Origin of the sequence: Oceanospirillum beijerinckii DSM 7166 (assembly GCF_000422425.1) — a bacterium.
GTDB classification, from domain to species: Bacteria; Pseudomonadota; Gammaproteobacteria; order Pseudomonadales; family Halomonadaceae; genus Oceanospirillum; species Oceanospirillum beijerinckii.
Genome location: NZ_AULT01000015.1, coordinates 37,124 through 57,279, shown reverse-complemented (window position 1 = coordinate 57,279; position 20,156 = coordinate 37,124). Strand labels below are relative to the sequence as shown.

The 20,156-nt window shown below is 45.3% G+C and carries 18 protein-coding genes and 1 pseudogene; 11 read left to right on the top strand and 8 right to left on the bottom strand.

Features of this window, described 5'->3' with window-relative positions:
* Window positions 1-11: 11 nt before the first annotated feature.
* Entirely contained in the window at window positions 12-368 is a 357-nt protein-coding gene (locus H579_RS0106445; RefSeq protein ID WP_028300003.1) for a DUF3135 domain-containing protein, read from the bottom strand.
* Window positions 369-828: 460 nt separating this feature from the next.
* Between H579_RS0106445 and H579_RS0106440 the strand changes: the two genes are divergently transcribed.
* The 5 genes from H579_RS0106440 (at window position 829) to H579_RS0106420 (ending at window position 5,702) form a co-directional block, all read left to right on the top strand.
* On the top strand, window positions 829-1,944 hold the full coding sequence (locus H579_RS0106440; protein ID WP_028300002.1) for a branched-chain amino acid ABC transporter substrate-binding protein: 1,116 nt from the start codon (window positions 829-831) through the stop codon (window positions 1,942-1,944).
* A gap of 117 nt (window positions 1,945-2,061) precedes the next feature.
* A complete protein-coding gene (livH, locus tag H579_RS0106435) occupies window positions 2,062-2,988 on the top strand; it encodes a high-affinity branched-chain amino acid ABC transporter permease LivH (RefSeq protein ID WP_028300001.1) in 927 nt (308 codons plus the stop codon).
* Complete coding sequence (locus tag H579_RS0106430; protein ID WP_028300000.1) at window positions 2,988-4,247, top strand: high-affinity branched-chain amino acid ABC transporter permease LivM; 1,260 nt, start codon at window positions 2,988-2,990, stop codon at window positions 4,245-4,247. The genes livH and H579_RS0106430 overlap by 1 nt, the downstream gene beginning before the upstream one ends.
* A gap of 25 nt (window positions 4,248-4,272) precedes the next feature.
* Window positions 4,273-5,004, top strand: a complete 732-nt coding sequence (gene livG / locus H579_RS0106425) for a high-affinity branched-chain amino acid ABC transporter ATP-binding protein LivG (protein ID WP_051227386.1) — start codon at window positions 4,273-4,275, stop codon at window positions 5,002-5,004.
* Complete coding sequence (locus H579_RS0106420) at window positions 5,004-5,702, top strand: ABC transporter ATP-binding protein (RefSeq protein ID WP_028299998.1); 699 nt, start codon at window positions 5,004-5,006, stop codon at window positions 5,700-5,702. The genes livG and H579_RS0106420 overlap by 1 nt, the downstream gene beginning before the upstream one ends.
* Window positions 5,703-5,915: 213 nt before the next feature.
* Here H579_RS0106420 and H579_RS0106415 read toward each other — a convergent pair whose 3' ends face one another.
* Window positions 5,916-6,533 (bottom strand): Yip1 family protein, encoded by a 618-nt coding sequence (locus tag H579_RS0106415; protein WP_245583223.1) that lies wholly within the window; start codon window positions 6,531-6,533, stop codon window positions 5,916-5,918.
* 475 nt (window positions 6,534-7,008) lie between these two features.
* Between H579_RS0106415 and H579_RS0106410 the strand changes: the two genes are divergently transcribed.
* Window positions 7,009-8,364, top strand: coding sequence for a class II 3-deoxy-7-phosphoheptulonate synthase (locus tag H579_RS0106410; RefSeq protein ID WP_028299996.1), 1,356 nt, complete (start codon window positions 7,009-7,011; stop codon window positions 8,362-8,364).
* 288 nt (window positions 8,365-8,652) lie between these two features.
* The gene (locus tag H579_RS0106405; RefSeq protein ID WP_211224675.1) at window positions 8,653-10,365 is read left to right on the top strand and encodes a DUF262 domain-containing protein; all 1,713 of its coding nucleotides are present in this window, start codon (window positions 8,653-8,655) and stop codon (window positions 10,363-10,365) included.
* Between the two features lie 205 nt (window positions 10,366-10,570).
* Here H579_RS0106405 and H579_RS0106400 read toward each other — a convergent pair whose 3' ends face one another.
* From H579_RS0106400 to H579_RS30055, 3 genes and pseudogenes are all read right to left on the bottom strand, one after another.
* Window positions 10,571-12,187: an ABC-F family ATPase gene (locus H579_RS0106400; protein WP_028299994.1), complete on the bottom strand. Its 1,617-nt coding sequence runs from the start codon at window positions 12,185-12,187 to the stop codon at window positions 10,571-10,573.
* Window positions 12,188-12,343: 156 nt separating this feature from the next.
* Entirely contained in the window at window positions 12,344-13,402 is a 1,059-nt protein-coding gene (locus H579_RS0106395) for a transposase (RefSeq protein WP_028299993.1), read from the bottom strand.
* Between the two features lie 143 nt (window positions 13,403-13,545).
* Window positions 13,546-13,656 (bottom strand): annotated as a pseudogene (locus tag H579_RS30055) (IS30 family transposase); the annotation flags it as partial.
* Between the two features lie 307 nt (window positions 13,657-13,963).
* Here H579_RS30055 and H579_RS0106385 point away from each other — a divergent pair.
* The gene (locus H579_RS0106385; protein ID WP_028299992.1) at window positions 13,964-14,539 is read left to right on the top strand and encodes a hypothetical protein; all 576 of its coding nucleotides are present in this window, start codon (window positions 13,964-13,966) and stop codon (window positions 14,537-14,539) included.
* A gap of 78 nt (window positions 14,540-14,617) precedes the next feature.
* Window positions 14,618-15,628 (top strand): IS30 family transposase, encoded by a 1,011-nt coding sequence (locus tag H579_RS0106380; RefSeq protein ID WP_028299991.1) that lies wholly within the window; start codon window positions 14,618-14,620, stop codon window positions 15,626-15,628.
* Between the two features lie 62 nt (window positions 15,629-15,690).
* Here the strand turns inward: H579_RS0106380 and H579_RS29835 are convergent, their stop codons facing one another.
* Window positions 15,691-16,260 carry a calcium-binding protein gene (locus tag H579_RS29835; protein ID WP_483814913.1) on the bottom strand — a complete coding sequence of 190 codons (570 nt, stop codon included), beginning with the start codon at window positions 16,258-16,260 and terminating at the stop codon, window positions 15,691-15,693.
* Window positions 16,261-16,713: 453 nt separating this feature from the next.
* Between H579_RS29835 and dhiA the strand changes: the two genes are divergently transcribed.
* A complete protein-coding gene (gene dhiA / locus H579_RS0106370; RefSeq protein WP_028299990.1) occupies window positions 16,714-17,229 on the top strand; it encodes a type II toxin-antitoxin system antitoxin DhiA in 516 nt (171 codons plus the stop codon).
* A 270-nt stretch (window positions 17,230-17,499) separates the two neighbouring features.
* Here the strand turns inward: dhiA and H579_RS0106365 are convergent, their stop codons facing one another.
* Complete coding sequence (locus H579_RS0106365) at window positions 17,500-18,126, bottom strand: glycoside hydrolase family 19 protein (RefSeq protein WP_028299989.1); 627 nt, start codon at window positions 18,124-18,126, stop codon at window positions 17,500-17,502.
* Between the two features lie 320 nt (window positions 18,127-18,446).
* Between H579_RS0106365 and H579_RS0106360 the strand changes: the two genes are divergently transcribed.
* The gene (locus tag H579_RS0106360) at window positions 18,447-18,656 is read left to right on the top strand and encodes a hypothetical protein (protein ID WP_028299988.1); all 210 of its coding nucleotides are present in this window, start codon (window positions 18,447-18,449) and stop codon (window positions 18,654-18,656) included.
* Window positions 18,657-18,763: 107 nt separating this feature from the next.
* Here the strand turns inward: H579_RS0106360 and H579_RS0106355 are convergent, their stop codons facing one another.
* Window positions 18,764-20,104 (bottom strand): diguanylate cyclase, encoded by a 1,341-nt coding sequence (locus tag H579_RS0106355; protein ID WP_028299987.1) that lies wholly within the window; start codon window positions 20,102-20,104, stop codon window positions 18,764-18,766.
* Window positions 20,105-20,156: the final 52 nt, after the last annotated feature.

Genomic DNA, 20,156 nt, shown 5'->3' with positions numbered 1-20,156 from the left:
ACCCTGGAGGCTCAGCATCTATTAACAGGAAACTGAATTACGTTTTCTTTCATGGGAGGTATCTTTGCTTCGTCGGCTAAGTGAAGGTTACTTGGGTATGGGCTGACTAAAATATCCAGCTCATGACGCATTTTCTCAAAAGAATCGTGCATTAAAGCACTGATACGTAGGCAACACTGCATCGCGTTTTTTGAGCGCTGTCTTTCCATGCTTATACGGAAATTAAGCCCTTCCAGTTTGGGGCGTAAAGTAGGAGTCGCTTCGGCAAAAATTTCTTCCGACAGTTTTTGGCGAATTTCTTCCAGTTTTTCGGGGTCATTTTGAGCCAGTTCCATTAGCACATCAAATGAGGGTAGTTGGCTGCCCATAAGACACCTCGATTGAATTAGCTTACCTTTATAGATTTAGACCAGAATCACCGGCTTTGCACCAAAAATTACAATTACGACTTCGTTGCTAAGTGCCTGAATTCAAAAAAAATGCTAAAAAAAATTATATGTAAATAAATTGTTACGCTTGGTCGTAAAAACCTATATCGTATTTTTTTTAGGGTGAAAAGTCTGTTTTTATGGGTTGTTATATTTTTTTCAACTATATTTATGTGGTTTTCTTGGTTTTATTTTTCTATCGAAATAACTTGAGCCTGTAATTTGTACCGATACAAACCTAGACAAAAGTAATGCCTTGAGTAAATAATCCTTATTCGAAGGTCTGATATATAGAAAGATGCTTGGCATATTTTGATGTATCGGAGCAAAGACTGATGTAAAAACCCTGTTTTATCAGTCGAAAAAACGAGTCATGAACAATAATAAACAGGAATGCATAATGAAGAGCATGGTGAAAAAAACGTTACTGGGTCTGGGTGTTTCTGCAGCTCTTATGGGCGCAACGGTTGCACAAGCCGACATTAAAATTGCTTTAGCAGGTCCTGTATCAGGTCCTGTGGCTCAGTATGGTGACATGCAGTTCATCGGTGCCGAGATGGCCATCGAACAAATCAATAAAGCCGGCGGTGTAAACGGCGAAAAATTGGTAGGTGTTAAATATGACGATGCTTGTGATCCTAAGCAGGCGGTAGCGGTTGCTAACAAAATTGTTAACGACGGTATCAAGTTTGTAGTCGGTCACCTGTGCTCCAGCTCCACTCAGCCAGCGTCTGACATCTATGAAGATGAAGGTATTGTAATGGTAACGGCAGCATCAACTAACCCAGACATTACTCTGCAGGGTTATCAGATGATCTTCCGCACTATCGGTCTGGACAGTCTGCAGGGCCCTGTAGCAGGTCGTTTCATTGCAGAAAACGTTAAGCCTAACCGCATCGCTGTAATCCACGATAAGCAGCAGTACGGTGAAGGTATCGCAACGGCTGTTAAGAGCACGGTAGAAAAAGCCGGTTACGATGTTGTGATGTTTGAAGGTATCACTGCAGGTGATAAAGATTTCTCTGCACTGGTTGCCAAACTGAAGAAAAACAACGTTGATTTCGTATACTACGGTGGTTACCACCCAGAGCTAGGTCTGATTCTGCGTCAGTCCAAAGAGCTGGGCCTGCAAGCTCAATTTATGGGTCCTGAAGGCGTAGGTAACAAAGACATTTCTTCTATCGCGGGTGCTGCTTCTGAAGGTCTGCTGGTTACTCTGCCACCAAGCTTCGAAAAAGATCCTAAAAACGCATCTCTGGTTCAGGCGTTCAAAAACAAGAACCAAGATCCTACGGGTCCTTTCGTAATGCCTGCTTACTCTGCGGTGCAGGTCATGGCTGATAGTATGAAAGCGACTGGCAGCACGGACTCTGAAGAAGTTGCTGCTTACATGCACAAAACCGCATTCTCCACGCCAATCGGCAACGTTAAGTTCGATGAGAAGGGCGACCTGACCTCATTCAACTTCGTTGTTTACAACTGGCACCAGGACGGCGCTAAGTCCGAAGCTAAGTAAGCTTTAAAAAAATAACAATTGAACTAAGCAGTTCACTTACAAAGTACACTGTGAACGTTCCTCGCGGCCTGCCATAAGCAGGTCGCGGGTCAGACGTTGCTCGCAAGGTGTCAAATAATGTCCGATTCTATTTATTATTTTATCCAGCAGATTGCTAATGGTTTAACCATTGGCAGTACCTATGCGTTGATTGCTATTGGCTACACGATGGTTTATGGCATCATCGGTATGATTAACTTCGCGCACGGCGAAGTGTATATGATAGGTACCTATATTTCGTTTATTGTCTTAGCCGGTTTAACCATGCTGGGCTTTGACAATGTCTTTATCATGGTTGGCTTGGCGATGTTGGTCGGTATTATGATCGCCAGTGCCTATGGCTTTACCATTGAAAAAGTCGCCTATAAACCCCTTCGTAGCAGTAAGCGTCTGATTGCGCTGATCTCTGCGATTGGTATGTCTATCTTCCTGCAGAACTACATCCGTCTTGCTCAAGGTTCCCGTGATATTGCGATGCCAAGCATGATTCAGGGTGGTTTCCTGCTGGGTGATCCTGATGGCAGTCATATTCTGATTTCTTATATGCAGGTGATTATTATCGTTACGACGGTCATCTGTATGGCAGGTTTAACCCTGTTTATCTCCCGCTCCCGTATGGGGCGTGCCTGTCGTGCATCGGCACAGGACATCGGCATGACCAACCTGTTGGGCATTAATTCGAACAATGTTATTGCAACCACCTTTATTATTGGTGCTTCTCTGGCTGCGGTAGCCGGTACTCTGTTAGGTATGTACTACGGCGTAGTAAACCCATATGTGGGCTTTATCGCGGGTCTTAAAGCCTTTACTGCTGCAGTACTGGGCGGTATCGGTAGTATCCCTGGTGCCATGCTGGGTGGTTTGCTGTTGGGTGTTTCTGAGAGTCTGACAGCAGGTTACTTCACGGCGGAATATAAAGACGTTGTTGCTTTCTCTCTGCTGATTCTGATTCTGCTGTTTATGCCGCAGGGTATTCTGGGCAAACCTGAAGTGGAGAAAATCTGATGCAATCTCGTTTCTCTTCAGCTGCTCTGGCAGCAGGTGTAACCCTGATACTGGGTTTTATGGTACTGGGTATCTCTTTTTCCGTAGAAGGTGTTGTACCGACACTGGAAGTGTCTGAGTCCCATAAAATTATTGGTTTGCTGATCGGTGCGGGACTGGTTTTCCTGCTGCAATACTTCCGTGCGGAAGTGAGTAAGGTCACTGCTAAAATGAAAGGTGATGGTCAGGCTCATGAGCTGCCATCCTTTATGCGTACCGAAAAACAACAGCGTGTTCTGGCTTTCTGGGCCGTGGGTGCGTTGCTGCTGTTCCCATTCCTTTCTTCCCGTGGTGCGGTGGATATCGCTACCCTGACACTGATCTACGTGATGCTGGGTCTCGGTCTGAACGTGGTAGTGGGTCTGGCAGGTCTGTTAGATCTGGGTTATGTGGGTTTCTACGCTGTAGGTGCGTATAGCTATGCGCTGCTGAACCTGTACTTTGATATGTCTTTCTGGATGGCATTGCCAATTGCAGGTGGTTTAGCGGCTCTGTTTGGTTACCTGCTGGGCTTCCCGGTACTGCGACTTCGGGGCGACTATCTGGCGATCGTGACGCTGGGTTTCGGTGAGATTATCCGTATCCTGCTGAACAACTGGACAGAGCTGACCGGTGGTCCTAACGGTATTGCCCGTATCCCTAAGCCAACCCTGTTTGGTTTGGAGTTTAACCGCCGTCCGTCAGAAGAGGGTGCGACTACCTTCCACGATTTCTTTGGTATTAGCTATAGCAGTGAATACAAAGTGATCTTCCTGTACCTGATGGCGTTGCTACTGGTACTGCTGACCATCTACGTGATCCGTCGTTTGGTGCGTATGCCCATTGGTCGTGCGTGGGAAGCACTGCGTGAAGATGATATCGCCTGTCGTTCTTTGGGTCTGAACCCAACCAATATTAAGCTGGGTGCGTTCACCATTGGTGCATCTTTCGCTGGTTTTGCCGGTTCTTTCTTCGCGGCACGTCAGGGCTTTATTAGTCCGGAATCCTTCACCTTTATTGAATCAGCCATCATTCTGGCGATTGTAGTACTGGGTGGTATGGGTTCTCAGTTGGGTGTGGTACTGGCAGCGTGTGCGATGACCATTCTGCCGGAAATGGCCCGTGAGTTTGATGAGTACCGTATGTTGCTGTTTGGTCTGATGATGGTACTGATGATGATCTGGCGTCCTCAGGGGCTGCTGCCAATGAAACGTCCTCACCTGGAGCTGAAACGTGACTAATCTGTTAACCGTAAAAGATCTTACGATGCGCTTTGGTGGTCTGCTGGCGGTAAATGGCGTCAACCTGGAAGTGGGTGAAAAGCAGATCGTATCGGTTATCGGCCCGAATGGTGCTGGTAAAACCACCGTATTTAACTGTGTCAGTGGTTTCTACATCCCTACAGCTGGTTCTGTGATGTTCCAGGGTAAGGAGATGCGTGGTAAACCCGGTTTTAAAATCGCTCAGGAAGGTATGGTACGTACCTTCCAGAACGTGCGTTTGTTTAAAGAGATGACGGTCATTGAGAACCTGCTGGTGGCTCAGCATATGCATGCCGAGCACAACCTGCTGAAAGGTTTCTTCATGACCTCTGACTTTAAAAAGAAAGAGCAGGAACTGATGGACCGTGCAGCCTACTGGCTGGAAAAAGTCGGTCTGCTGGACTTTGCTAACCGTGAAGCCGGTAACCTGGCTTATGGTCAGCAGCGTCGTCTGGAAATTGCACGCTGTATGGTGACCGAGCCTAAGCTGCTGATGCTGGATGAGCCGGCTGCGGGTCTCAACCCTAACGAAACCAAAGATCTGGATGAGCTGATTGTGCATCTGAAAGATGAGCAGGGTATCTCTATTCTGTTGATTGAGCACGATATGGGGCTGGTAATGGGGATTTCTGATCAGATCTATGTAGTGAACCAGGGTGAGCCTTTAGCTTCTGGTACACCGGCAGAGATTCAGGCAAACCCTGAAGTGATCAAGGCTTATCTGGGAGAAGAGTAATGCTGACACTGGAAAAAGTTCATACCCACTACGGACCGATTGAGGCGCTGAAAGGTGTTTCACTGAACGTAGAAAAGGGGGAAATTGTTACTCTGATTGGTGCTAACGGTGCAGGTAAATCAACACTGCTGATGACAGTGTGCGGCGATCCTCGTGCCAGCTCGGGTACTATCACCTGGAAAGGTGAGGATATCACCCAGAAAGAAACCGCTAAGATCATGCGTTCCGGGCTGGCTGTAGTGCCGGAAGGTCGTCGTGTTTTCTCTGCTGTGACGGTAGAAGAAAATCTGTCCATGGGCGGTTTCTTCAACAAGACCAATTACGATGAACGTATGGAGCATGTGCTGGAGTTGTTCCCTCGGTTGAAGGAACGTTACGCTCAGCGTGCCGGCACCATGTCTGGTGGTGAGCAGCAGATGCTGGCGATTGGTCGTGCACTGATGAGCAATCCCGAGCTACTGATTCTGGACGAGCCATCACTGGGTTTGGCACCCATCATCATTAACCAGATCTTTGACATCATTCATACTCTGCGTGAAGAAGGTACTACCATCTTCTTGGTAGAGCAGAATGCGAATCAGGCATTGCGTCTGGCAGATCGTGGTTATGTACTGGAACACGGCAAGATCGTACTGGAAGATTCCGGTGACAATCTGCTGGTGAATGAAGATGTTCGCAAGGCTTACTTGGGTGGCTAAGCTCTAATCGAGTTTTTAAACCACAATAGAGTACTTTGTACAGTCGGTCTGACGCTTTGATCTAAAGAGTGGATAAGCTAGATTGATCCAATGCTAGATCAAAAAACAGAAGGCAAAAACAAAACCCCTGATGGTGACATCAGGGGTTTTGTTGCTTAAGCAGAAGAGAAATTAATATCAGAGGCTTATGGGACTCTTATCTATCTGGTCGTACTACCCATAGACAAACTGAGGACCAAACCCCATATTCCACAGAATTACGGTACCCACACGAGTAGTTACCAGATACACCAGAGCGATGGTTAGAATAGCACCGCTAAAGAAGAAGGCTCTGTCCTCTTCAATGCCTAATACATGAGGCAATCCGTGGTACATCAGATAACCTGCATAGGCTGCTGCTGCAAGATAAACCAGCATATTCACCCATGGTACAGGGTAAAGGGATACAAAACCTGCCAGCATCAGTGGAGTACAAGAGTAAGCCGCTAGGGCAATACCATTGGCAGCGTGCTCATCGTGACCACTACCGTAGGTTTTGGACATCCAATCAATCATCCAGCCCAAACCAAATACCCCCACAATAATGGCAATATAGGTCAGGACATTCAGTTGTAACGCACTAACAACCGTAAGTTTAGTCAATTCGCCGTCGCCAATGCGCCAGCCAAACTGAGTGGTGGCTATAAAGGCGCATATCGGTCCTATTAAAGCGAGCAAACCGATGTAAGCAACGTAGATATGGGTGGGACTTGCGTGTTCGTCTTTGATACGTTCCCATTCGGTATCAGGGTGGGTAAACATTCCGGGAATATGGCTCAGTAACATAGTCATTACCTCTCAGGCCTTTGGAAGTTATTTTTTGTTCTTCAACTAAAGTGTAGTTGGTTTAGAGGATTTCGAGCGGCTTAAAATTTTAGCCGTGCTTAGATTTCCTACGTTGACTATCGTTGTTTGGAGCAGATGCTGTTTAGAGCGATTGGAGCAAGGGCGTTTGGTGAAGGTGATATGACTTTTGCGCAGGGCTTGAGCGTAAAAATAGCGGGTGATATGCCATCTCAGTGGCTGAAAAGAGTGTCTCGGGTGAGAAAAATCTTATCTGACAGGGGTAATGCTGGAATAAATTGTCGCTAAGCAGCATTCTGACTGAAATGTGTTCCATAGGGGTTTTACTTCTGTGTCGGACATAGTAATGTCAGATTAATTCGTCAAAATAATCAAAATCTTACCTTCTACCATTAAGTCGGTTCTCAATAGGTATTGTTTCAGGCAGGTAGAAGGAATATATGCACAGAGAAATGGATAAGTTATGAGTGATACTATCTGGACCCCGGCATCCTGGAGAGATAAAACAGCCCTGCAAATGCCGACCTATCCGGATCAGCGGGCACTGGCCAGCGTTGAAGATCAGCTAGCGGCCCTGCCGCCGCTGGTTTTTGCCGGTGAAGCCCGTCAATTACAAGCCGAACTGGCTGAAGTGGCGGCAGGCCGTGCATTTTTGCTGCAGGGTGGTGATTGTGCGGAAAGTTTTAATGAGTTTTCCGCCAACCATATTCGTGACACCTTTATGGTGTTACTGCAGATGGCTGTCGTGTTGACCTTCGCAGGTCAAAGCCCTGTGGTCAAAGTTGGTCGTATGGCGGGTCAGTTTGCTAAGCCGCGCTCTTCCGATAATGAAACGGTTGATGGTGTTACACTGCCTTCTTACCGTGGCGATATTATCAATGATAATGCCTTCACTGCAGAAGCGCGTATCCCCGATCCTGAGCGTATGGTTAAAGCCTACAACCAGGCTGCTTCCACCCTGAATCTGCTGCGGGCTTTCTCTCGTGGCGGCATGGCAGATCTGCATCAGGTGCACCAGTGGAACCGTGACTTCGTTGAGAAAAGCCCAGCGCTGGAGCGTTACCATGATCTGGCCGATCGTATCGATGAAACGTTGGCCTTTATGAAAGCATGCGGCATTAAACCTGATAGTTCCCCGAGTACCCATGAAACGCGTTTCTATACCGCCCATGAAGCCTTATTGTTGCCATATGAACAAGCCCTGACCCGCCAGGATAGTTTGACTGGTGATTGGTACGGATGTTCTGCTCATATGTTATGGATCGGTGATCGTACCCGTCAGTTGGATGGTGCCCATGTAGAATACTGTCGTGGTGTGAATAACCCGATTGGCGTAAAAGCAGGTCCAACCACAGACCCAGATGATCTGATCCGTTTGCTGGATCGCATCAACCCGAACAATGATGCGGGCCGTATGAATGTGATCGTGCGTATGGGCGCGGATAAAATTGAAGAATATATGCCAGCGTTGGTGCGTAAAGTTCAGCAGGAAGGTCGCTCAGTCGTCTGGAGTAGCGACCCTATGCACGGTAATACCATTAAGGCCTGCACAGGCTTTAAGACCCGTGACGTAAACGCCGTACTGCAAGAGATGAAGCACTTCTTTGCTATTCACAAAGCAGAAGGTTCTGTAGCCGGTGGCGTACACCTTGAAATGACGGGGCGTAACGTGACTGAATGTATTGGTGGCAGATTCGAGATTACTGAGCAGGATCTGGGGGATCGTTACCACACCTTCTGTGATCCACGTCTGAATGCTGACCAATCTCTGGAACTGGCATTCCTGATTGCTGATAGCTTAAAAGAAGCCAGAGGCTAGCGATCAAAGTACTGCTTACGGCATGTAAGTAGTCAGCTACAAAGGCTAACCAGAAAGGGTGAAGTATCGCCCTTTCTTCTTTTTTAATAGACCAAAATACTCACCACTCCCGCAATAACACATAATCCTGTAAACCGTTTTCGATTTATCCTAAAACATTTGGTTTATAATCCGGCTACTGAATGTCTGTTTAATCAAGATTACTTTGAAGACCTTATCGTCAGCTTTAAGGTCAAAAGTTCAGGGCATCAGCAGGATCTGAGACTATCAATTGCCACAGGCCGAATAATGACGATGAACTTTAATACCAGTAATAACACCCTACGGCAGCTGCTGAGTAATGGCCTAACATACCGTGTCCCACCCTTTCAGCGTGATTACTCTTGGACTGACGATGAGTGGGATGATCTTTGGCAAGATATTCAGGGTCTGTTTGAAGAAGATGGCGAGCCTGCTCACTATATGGGTTATCTGGTACTGCAATCTTCCGATAATAAGCGTTTTGACATTATTGATGGTCAACAACGCATCACCACCATCAGCGTGATGATTCTCTCTGGCCTTGCCTATCTGCAGGAGTTGGTTGATGCCGGGCTTGATGCGGATAAAAACCGCACTCGTAAAGAGCAATTGCAGAATAACTACATCGGTTATCTCGATCCTGTATCTTTGGTGCCTATATCCAAACTTGAGTTAAACCGGCACAATAACAGCTTTTACCAGACCTATCTGATTCCCCAAGAGAGAATACCTCAACGGGGGCTAAATGCTTCTGAGCATCTGCTGCGTAAAGCCTTTAACTGGTTCAAAGAGCGCTTTAGTGCTCGTTTTGGCCGTCAGAAAGACAGTGGTCAGCAGTTTGTTGCTATGTTAGATCAGTTGGTTGATAAACTCTTTTTCACCGCGATTACGGTAACTGATGAGCTGAACGCCTTTAAGGTTTTTGAAACGCTCAATGCCCGTGGTGTGCGTTTATCGGCAACTGATCTACTGAAAAACTATCTGTTTTCATTGATCAGTAGTGTCAGTACTCATGAACATGAACTTAAAAGCTTGGAAGACCGCTGGGAGCGTATTGTTGGTCTGTTGGGGAGTGAAAGCTTCCCTGAATTCCTGCGTGTTTTTTGGAATAGCCGAAATAAACTGGTCAGAAAGTCTGATCTGTTTAAAACCATCCGTAAGCAGGTGACGACCCGAGAGCAGGCGTTTGAACTGATTCGTAGCCTGGATCATTCCGCAGAGACCTATGCGGCATTACGTGATCCAATGGAAGTACTATGGTCTCAAAGTGAGCGGGAAGCACTGCAACAGCTACTGATGTTCAATGTGCGCCAGCCCTTGGCGATGTTGATGTCGGCTTACAACTGCTTTTATAACGAACAGCGCGAAGGTTTTACCCGTATTCTAAGGGCTATTGTCGTGGTATCTCTGCGTTATAACGTGATCTGCAATAAGCAAACTCATGAACAGGAACGTATCTACAACCAGATCGCTTGGAGTCTATCACAGCAGCAGTTAAACACTGTTCAAGAAGTGCTGAATGAGCTAAAAGAGATTTACCCCTCCGACAAAGACTTTAAAGCCGCCTTTACCAGTAAAGAGCTGCGCACAACCAATAGTCGCAACAAAAAAGTAGTGCGCTACATCCTGTTTGCTCTGGAGAAACAGCTATCAGAGCGGGACTTTGACTTTGATAGCAACACTTACACCATCGAACATATCCTACCGGAACATCCTTCTGAAGAGTGGGGTCATATTGAAGAAAGCCAGCAGGAACGCTGTATCTACCGCATCGGTAATATGACCCTAATGGAAGCCGGGGCCAATCGAGGTTTAGGCAATCAAGGTTATTCCATCAAGAAAGCTGCTTTTGAAAACAGCCAATTCCAGCTCACCCGTTCAGTTGGGCAGCATAATGATGACTGGGACGAAAAACGTATTGATAGCCGACAGAAGCGTTTAGCGGATATCGCGGCTACGGTGTGGAAGGTTAGTTTTTAGCAGTTATAGCTGGCTTAAAGCTAGACACCCAAATTTATCTTTTTGATTTATAAAGATAAAATGGGTTTGATAAAGCGGTTTCAATTGATAAAAAATGGGGCATTTAATCGCTTTCCCTGTTTATCTTCTGCATTTAGAGCTTGGGCCTGATGGCCCAAGCGTATTGTATACCCGCAAACACAGTGATAGGGGAGATCTCACCAGGTTAAGCTGCTTGCTTACCGGATTTCTTATTGGCTTCCAGATTGGCAAGGTATCCATCATAAGTACCTTGGAAGTCGATCACCTTCTGGTCTTTGATCTCAACTACACGAGTGGCCAGAGAGGAGACAAACTCACGGTCATGACTGACAAAGATCAGCGTGCCTTCATATTTAATCAGTGCCTGGTTGAGCGCTTCAATGGCTTCCATGTCCATATGGTTGGTCGGTTCGTCCATGATCAGCACATTGGTATCCATCATCATTAACTTGCCAAACAGCAGTCGGTTCTTTTCACCACCGGAACAGACGCGTGCTTTTTTATTGGCATCATCAGCCGTAAACAGCAAACGCCCCAGCATAGCGCGAACGGCAAGATCGTCGTGTTTCGCCGTGCGCCACTGAGACATCCATTCAAACAAGGTCAAATCACTGTCAAAGTCAGCACTGCTGTCCTGAGGGCAATAACCGACAATGGCATTTTCAGACCATTTCACGACACCTTTGTTGGCTTGCAGCTCGTTCATCAGACAGCGAAGAAAGGTGGTTTTACCGGCACCATTTTCTCCGATAACCGCTAGCTTAGCCCCTGCTTCTAAAATGATATTCCCGTTGCTGAATAAAGGCTCGTTGTTAAAACCATGAGCAAGGTCTTCTAATATCAACGCCTGACGGTGCATTTTTTTGCACTGTTTAAAGCTGATTGAAGGCGTCATACGGCTGGAGGCTTTAATCTCATCCAGCTTGATCTTATCCATCTTCTTAGCGCGGGAGCTGGCCAGTTTGGCTTTTGACGCATTGGCAGAGAAACGATTAACAAACGCCTGCAACTCATCCAGCTCAGCACTCTTTTTATCGTTTTCAGTTTGTTGCTGTTCACGAATCAGTGCGGAGGCTTCCAGGAAATAATCATAGTTGCCGGGGTAGATACGTAGTTCACCGTAATCAATATCGGCCATATGGGTACAGACCGCATTCAGAAAGTGGCGGTCGTGAGAGATAATAATCATGGTGCACTTACGCTGATTCAGTACCGTTTCCAACCACTGAATCGTGTGAATATCCAGGTTGTTGGTTGGTTCATCCAGCAGCAGAATATCAGGGTTGGCATACAGCGCCTGCGCCAGAAGAACCCGGAGTTTCCAGCCTGGTGCCACCTGGCTCATCAAGCCAAAGTGATACTCCTCCGCAATACCGGCTTCTAACAAAATATCACCAGCACGACTTTCGGCGCTGTAACCGTCCATCTCGGCAAACTCGGTTTCCAGATGGGCGACACGCATGCCTTCTTCTTCTGACATCTCAGGCAGGCTATAAATGCGGTCGCGTTCCTGCTTGACCTTCCATAGCTCAGCATCACCCATAATCACAGTATCAACAACTGTATACTGTTCAAAAGCAAACTGATCCTGACTCAGCGTACCAACCTTTTGCCCCGGTGTAATAGAGACATTACCTGAAGTAGGCACTAAAGCTCCACTCAGAATCTTCATAAAAGTCGACTTACCGCAGCCATTGGCACCAATCAGGCCGTAGCGGTTACCGTTACCAAATTTGGCGGAAATATTTTCAAATAAAGGCTCAGCGCCAAACTGCATGGTGATATTAGCGGTGGAAATCAAGGGATAGTCCTGAATATAAAGTGTAGGGGTAGGTCAAAGCCTGAAATGCACACAGGACGCGCACTCTAAAGACTTAAGGATTGAATGTCGAGATGTAGTTTAAGGGTATTTGAAGGAGAGAAATTTTGCTGCCCGGTTTTGTGTCTTTCTATACCCTTAGACCTCATAACCTGATGAGTGAAATAGCGCCCCAATCTGACGGCTACCCTGTAACCAAGCGCACTTCACGCTCTTAGCATATTGCTTCGGTTGATCAAGACAACCCATGGCGCGACTTTGTGATAATCCCTCAGATTGCATCGCCTTAAGCCAGTGACCAGGGCTGATACCCAAACGCGATAGAATAGGCGGCAGAGTCCCCGAAATATAACCGCGTTTATCCTCCCGACAACAGCGCCCGGCCCAATCGACCAGCTCCATATAATCCGCATAGTCAAACATAATTGCCTTATCGCCATCATCATAACGGGCAGAAAGCGGCTTCAACTTCGGTAGTTTTAGTTCTGATGTAGACTCTTGCGGTGGTGTTTGGGCTTGCTCGCATTGGCTATCTTGATTCTTGGTTGGATGAACTTCCGCAAACTCCCGAATGCGCTGCTGAATAGAGGTAAAATCAGAGTTCTCGGGGCTATCTGCCATCACCGCACGCACCGGATTGAGATCCACATAAGCCATACAGGTCAGCAAACCCTGTTCATCCAGCAAAGCCTGGCTCTTAAAACGCCCCTCCCAGAAACGGCCCTTGCAGTTATCTTCCTGATTGGCCTTCCTGGCGATATGTTCATTCAGACAGCGCATAAACCAACTGATATCCATCAGCCGCTCCCGCCACTCGGCAATAATCTCCGCGACCTTATTCAGCTCGGCCTGAGATTGTTTCTTACCTTGCTGGTAACGCTGAATCAGCATAGGGCCAACAAATAACGTCTGCCAGCGCTTAATCACCTCATCATCAGACCAACTCTGTGCTTGTGCCTGATTGATATACAGCACCAGATGATAGTGATTCGACATAATGGCATAAGCACAGATATCAATGGCAAACATCTGATCTAAAAGGGATAAACGCTCAAGCACCCACTGACGACGATGCTCAAAAGACTGACCCGAAAACTGATCCTCACCACATAAAAACGCCCGACGCACACAACGGGAAATAACATGGTAATAAGGCGTATCGGCGGGGCTGATCTGTTCCTGACGAGCACGAGTCATATCTATTCCTCCATGAACGGGGATACATCCATTTGCTGTTGTAATCAGCGTAGTTGATGAAATTAGGAATGGTTAATGATCTGGCTCAAGGTTTTAGTATGGGAAGATAATTTCTATTTATAGATCAAGGAGATAAATTTGGGTGTCCGATTTTGCCGCGATTTTGCCTTTGCAATCTCTTTTTGATTCAGACCCACTTTCTTTAATGAATAGATCTGGTATCGTTCGTTTTCGGTCAAGTGTGTATAGCTCATTGTGCAATTTCCTTTGGCGAGAAAATGGCCAAACTATACCGCTTGACCACCTCTCAAGGAATTGCACTTATTATCCGAAACTGCGGTCTTTAAAATAATAAGTTTATATTAACTCATTCATGTTGCTTGATTTATATCGATTAGTCTCATGAAAACTGGCATACACCCATATCATCACCTGTAAATATCTTTAAAATATATGGCGACAAGTACAGTCACTATTGATTTTGCGGTTACCGGCAATTTTTTTCCGCTTTTAACGGCACAGTTTTTGCTGTTATAGATATATATTAAAAGGAGATAGAATATGGACTTGGTAAATATATCTAATAGACCTGAATCACCTATTATCGTTAAAACAAGGAAGAACGATGATGGTAAAGAAATTAAACAGTTTCAGATTAACCCTTCAATGGTTAAGAATAATCCTGAAGAGTTTATGTCTTTCCAAGACAATAGTAAGCCTGTTTGGTCTACTCCAGATGGATGGAAAAATTACATGGAAGAGCATGGCCTTAAAAAAGAGACAGGTGTTATTGTAAGAGTTAAAGGTCAGGTTGTTGCGAAGGTTAATTACGACGGTAGCACAACAACTAGAAATGCCTCTGGCCAAGTATATGGTAATGGAATGTCTGAAAGAATTAGTAATTTTCAATCAAGAAATCCAGGGTCTAATATTGAAATATTTGAAAAGGGACAAGGTCCAACTAATGCGGAAGTTTTCGAAATGTTCAATGGTACTAGTTTTAAGCAGTACATTAGTGATCAATATGAATCCATGAAAAAATCTGAACTATTTTCTGAAAATGTCATGCCGTCAAAAAGGCATACGGAGTACTTTGATAGGATGCATTCTGAGCTGAAAGAGAAAGGCTTTATGTAAAGCAAGTATTCATGTTTTTTATAAATGCTTGGCCGCAGATTCTGAGTGCACCACTTGCCATTAAGGTAAGATGCACCCATGAATTACAGTGAATTCTCTTTTGAAGAACGTTCTTTTATCCAGATTGGATTATCTGAAGGGCTTAGTCGACGAGCTATTGGTCGTCAGCTGAAGCGATCTCATACTGCTGTTATCAGAGAGATCAATCGTAATAGTCCAGACGGTGTTTATCAGGCTTGCAAGGCTCAAAAGCTGAGAAATCAACGACGACAGCCTTGCAGACCGAAGAAGAAGCTTTCTGCTGACAGTGAGCTTTTTCAATTGATCATTGATATGCTTCGTCGGTACTTTTCTCCTGAGCAAATTTCCGGTTATCTGAAAGAGCAAATGAAGCTATTCCCTGAGCAGTATGTTTGTCGAGAGACTATCTATAACGCCATTTATGCTTTGCCCGTGGGTGAGCTGAAAAAAGAGCTGATTCACTGTTTACGCCACGGTCGCTCAACGCGCAAGCCCAGACGCGGGAGCGTTGATCGTAGAGGGCAGATACCTGATATGGTCAGTATTCATCTGCGTCCACCAGAAGTGGATGACAGGACCGTTCCTGGTCATTGGGAAGGCGACCTGATCAAAGGTAAAAATAACGCATCAGCGGTAGGTACGCTGGTCGAGATGACAGCAGGTTATGTCATTTTGGCCAGAATGACAGATGCGACAGCCACATCAGCAGTATCAGGCTTTAGTGCCGCATTGAATCGTATGCCAGATCGAATGAAGAAAAGTATGACATACGATCAGGGCAGAGAGATGGCTAAACATGCTGAGATTACCCAAAAGACAGGCGTAGCCATTTATTTTGCTGACCCTCATAGTCCGTGGCAAAGAGGGGCCAATGAGAATATAAACGGTCTGATCAGGCAATATTTACCGAAAGGAATGGATCTCTCAGAGGTGACGCAGGAAGAACTGGATAAAATTGCCTATTCGCTTAATATCAGGCCAAGGAAACGGTTTAATTTTAAATGTCCGATACAAATGATGACGGAAAAGCTTGAGCTAATAAGCGAAGCACCTGATCAATTACAATAGTGGTGCAATCAGATGCTGCATTCGCCATACTTGCTCTATAGGTTATCACATTTTGTGATGACCTATGCTAGAAATAAAGTTAGATCAAACTGATTGCCATAATTGTCAGCTAATATTTCAATAGTGTTGTTTCCACCTTGGAAAAAATCTTCTATCACAACACCTTTTGTATAAGAGGTGTTACCAACATACAGGTCATCGCCATTGACTTGATTTATAAAAAGTGAATAGATGTCAGTGTCAATAAACTTAACTACATCATTACCACCGCCGTAACCCGTTTGTCCTGTAGCTGATTTATCATCATTAATAAAGTCGATACCTATTTCAGATATTGAACCAATATAAGTATCGTTACCAGTTCCTCCCCAAAGATCATCATTGCCTGATTCACCATAAAGTAGGTCGTTATTGGCTCCTCCTAGTAATAGGTCGTTACCTGTTCCACCATAAAGTTGATCATTACCAGAGCCTCCAAGAAGAATATCATCATTCCCCATACCATAAAGAGTATCACTGCCGTTTTCACCGTAAATAATGTCGGAGAAGCCATTACCTGCGACAGTGTCATTACCATTACTAGCATAAATAGTATTCCCAGTTTCACCCGGTCCTAACTCTAGCTTAGAAATGTAAAAATCATCATATCCAGTTAGAATTTCTACAGCTATGTATATTTATTGATAATAAAAGTTCCATAATCCATGCCACTTAGGCAGAATCAATTTAATGCTTGATTTGATAATGGTCAAGTTTGTTATTATCTATATTATTCATAATTATTACTAATAGCGTCGCCTTTATTTTAGTTGCGACTGAATATGGCTCGTTATATTTATGGTCACAATCGGGGACACCCAGTATTTACCCCTTGATTCTCAAGGATTATTTAACGGTTATCCTACACTCTTAACATAACTGTTCAGGGCGGCAACCCCGGTAAGTTATAGGTAACGTGATGTTTATGGTCACAATCGGGGACGCCCAGTATTTACCCCTTGATTCTCAAGGATTATTTAACGGTTATCCTACACTCTTAACATAACTGTTCAGGGCGGTAACCCCGGTAAGTTATAGGTGACGTGATGTTGAAAATTACTGATGCAGACTGGTTAATTGACCATAAATTAGAGCTGGTGTTTAGCGATGGCTTTGCAGGTACGGTGGATCTGGCAGAAATATTCCAGGCTCCTGCATTTCAGGTGGTTACGGACTTTAAACGCTTTGCTTTAACGACTGAAGGCCATCTTGATTGGGGAGGCGTTCAACTCACTTCGGCTACCGTTCGGGATATCACTGAGGGTGATTTTACCCACGCGCCTGAACAGAGTGATCTACAGCAGATGGAAGACGTGATTAAACAAGCAGCTGGGGATTCCATTCAGGAAGGTCGGCCCGATATTTTGCGAGCGGCGATTCGGGCCTATGTCGAGCAATTTGGCCATAAACAGGTCGTTGAGCGGGCGGGCATCAAAAGCCGCGCCAGCGCTTATCGTTCACTCAAACCTGAGGTGTCGCCAAACCTTGGTACTCTGGTTCAATTGAGCCATGCTGTCGTTGAGATCGCTCAGGAACAACAATCTCAGGCTGTTAGCTCTTAACATCTTCATACAATATGAAAAGTCAGTAAGAAAAATCAGGACAGCCATTATTCAGAACAAGATTTGATGGCTGTCCTTTACATTACTTTAATCCAGAAAACACAACCGGGGTCACTTAATACACACTCACACAAAAAGATTTCATATTTTTCGACCAGACTGAAAAATAAAGCCGTCTGCTAAAGAGAAACTGCTGTGTGAGTGCTTACATCAATGGTTTAGAAATAAATATCTGTCTTTCTTTTTTGGAAAAGAGTAGTTACTAAGGGATCAAACACCTAGAACACTCTTAGCCCTGGTCAGATATTGTTGACGATCTTCCAGTCCATGATAACCCCCATTAATACGGCGAGTAATTTCTCTAATGTCATCATGATCTGCGTAGGCATTCAGATTACGAGAATCCCAGTACCATCCTGCGGCGGCCACTGCCAGGTCAGGGTCAGTTTGCAATAGATCTGGGCGCGCGATCGTATTCTTACCAACAGATTGTGCAAAATGTCGATAATTGTCTTTTCCGGTCAGCTGGATCAATCCTCGGCCGTGATATCTCCAGCCATCACCCGATGCTTCATCACCATTACCCATACGATTCGCATAAACTCGGTTAGCAATTTTTTCTGGTTGACGAGCAAACTCTTCAGCATCTGAATCTATTGGAAAATATTTCCCAAAAACAGCTCGGAGTGCTTTTGCACTATAGTTCAGGTTTTCTGATACATAGCGCAAAGAACCACTTTCATGGGCAATCTGTGCCAGAAAATGTACAACTCGAAGGGGTGTATTAATTTCAAAATCAGCAAATACTTTATTAATACCATGCTGATATAAAAGAATATTTTCCTGCTTGGCATTCGGCATTATTTCATGTAGCTGTTCTGCGTTGACAATTTCCATATATAACTCCCAAAAAAACCAGAGCATTCATTATTTAGAAAAAGACACAACTAAGCAATATCGACACTATATGCCGCTATACAAATGTTTATAACCAGCAATAACCATGTATTAAAGAAATGATATAGGATTAAGCTATTTCTGTATTTGACTTCAGAAAAAAGATAAATGAATTCGAGACAGCCTTTATTTATAACGCTACCCAACACAATCGCAATCGGAGCGCAAAAGCCGCACCAGCGCTTTCTCCTAACCTTGCCACCTCACATTGATACAAGGGATAGTCGTCAGCATCCGCAGCACGATACTAAGGCAGAGCCGTGAAAGAAAAATACATCAACCTGTTTACAGATTTAGGCTTTAAAAAAGCCTTTGATGATGAAGCCTCTGCCACCCGAAACGATGTTGTACACCACGTTCAGCTCAAAGATCAGCATAACCAGACGTTAAGCCAAAAGGCTCTGCTGAATCATTCAAAAACGGGCTTCTTTGCTATTTGGCAGATTAAGGGGTTAGCGGCATGCCTTTAACCCCGTCTTAGACCAAGAACAATCTGGTTCTGTGGCCCACTTCCGAATCGTCGAGCATATCGATATTGAGTACAACTGATCAATATTCCGGTGGTTGTGAACTGTGGCTAGGACTGTGCCCGTTCAACCCGGTTACGACCGTTGGCTTTTGCCTGATACATGGCTTTATCCACCCGTAGGATAACCGAGTGGAAAGTATCAGCGGGTTCAAAGTGACCGACGCCAAAACTGCAGGAAACCTGACCAACGCCGTCAAATGCCAGCTCGTTAACCGTATACCTGAGTTTTTCGGCCACCTCACAGGCATTATCCAACGTTGTTGAGGGTAGAATGGCGACAAACTCTTCCCCACCCCAACGCGCGAGAATATCACTGAAGCGCAGGTGTTTACTGACCGTTTGACAGATCTGCTGCAAGACAATATCGCCCACAGCGTGACCAAAATTGTCGTTAACGCTCTTAAAGTGATCGACATCGAAAAAGATCACAGAAAAAGATTCGGAGTGATAGCGCTTCACCCGATCAATCTCTTTACTGAGTTCCAACTCAAACTTGGCGCGGTTATAAATACCGGTCAGGTGATCGATCACCGACAGTTCTTCATACTTGGAGGCCCGCACCTGAAGCGCTTTGTTCATCTCTTTCAACTGGGCATCGTTACTGCGCACCATATCAGACCAACGGGAATAAACCCGAGTGATCAGCTCACCCTGGGTAATCTGACCAACGATATAGCCGTCACGGTCTTTAACAATCAGACGCTTAAAGTTTTTCGCTTTAATAAAGTCCAATGATGCCTTGATGGAACTGTCGTAGGAGATGGTTTCTATCGGATGACTCATAAAGTCGGAAATGGGCTGGCTCAGGTTTTCATGTTCGCCAAACAGGCGGATTACATCTTTGGTGGTGATAATACCTGTGGGCTGATCCCCCTGATAAATCAGGACACAGTCATTTAGCTGATGATCCATCAGACCTATCACATTCAGTGTCGAGTCCGTCACCTGAGCTTTTTTCAAGTGCTGATTAAGGATGATTTCGCCAATGGCTCGTTTTTCCAACAGCATGCGCGGGTCGATACTGGAGATAATATCGCTGTAGAAGACGACGCCAGACAGCTGATCCTGCGTATCGGTGACACACAGACATTCCACCTCGTGGCTGACTTCTTCCAGCACATGTTCCAGCTCTGAGTCTTCGCTGATCGAAAAGATCTTGTCATATTTGATGGAAGAGATCGGTTGTGAAAAATCCACATGGGCCATGCGCAGGCGGATCAGATCATTGGCTGTTAGCAGGCCAAAGCGATGGTGAATATTATCAGACACAACGATGATATTGCGGTGGCTCTCCTGATACATCAGCGCGATGGCGCTGGCGATAGATTCATGATCGTCGATCTTGATCACGTTCTGCTGGGCAATATCTTTTACCTTAGGCGTCTTCAATACTCTGAACCTTTAACTGATAAGCGCTCATACAAACACCGAACACAAATGA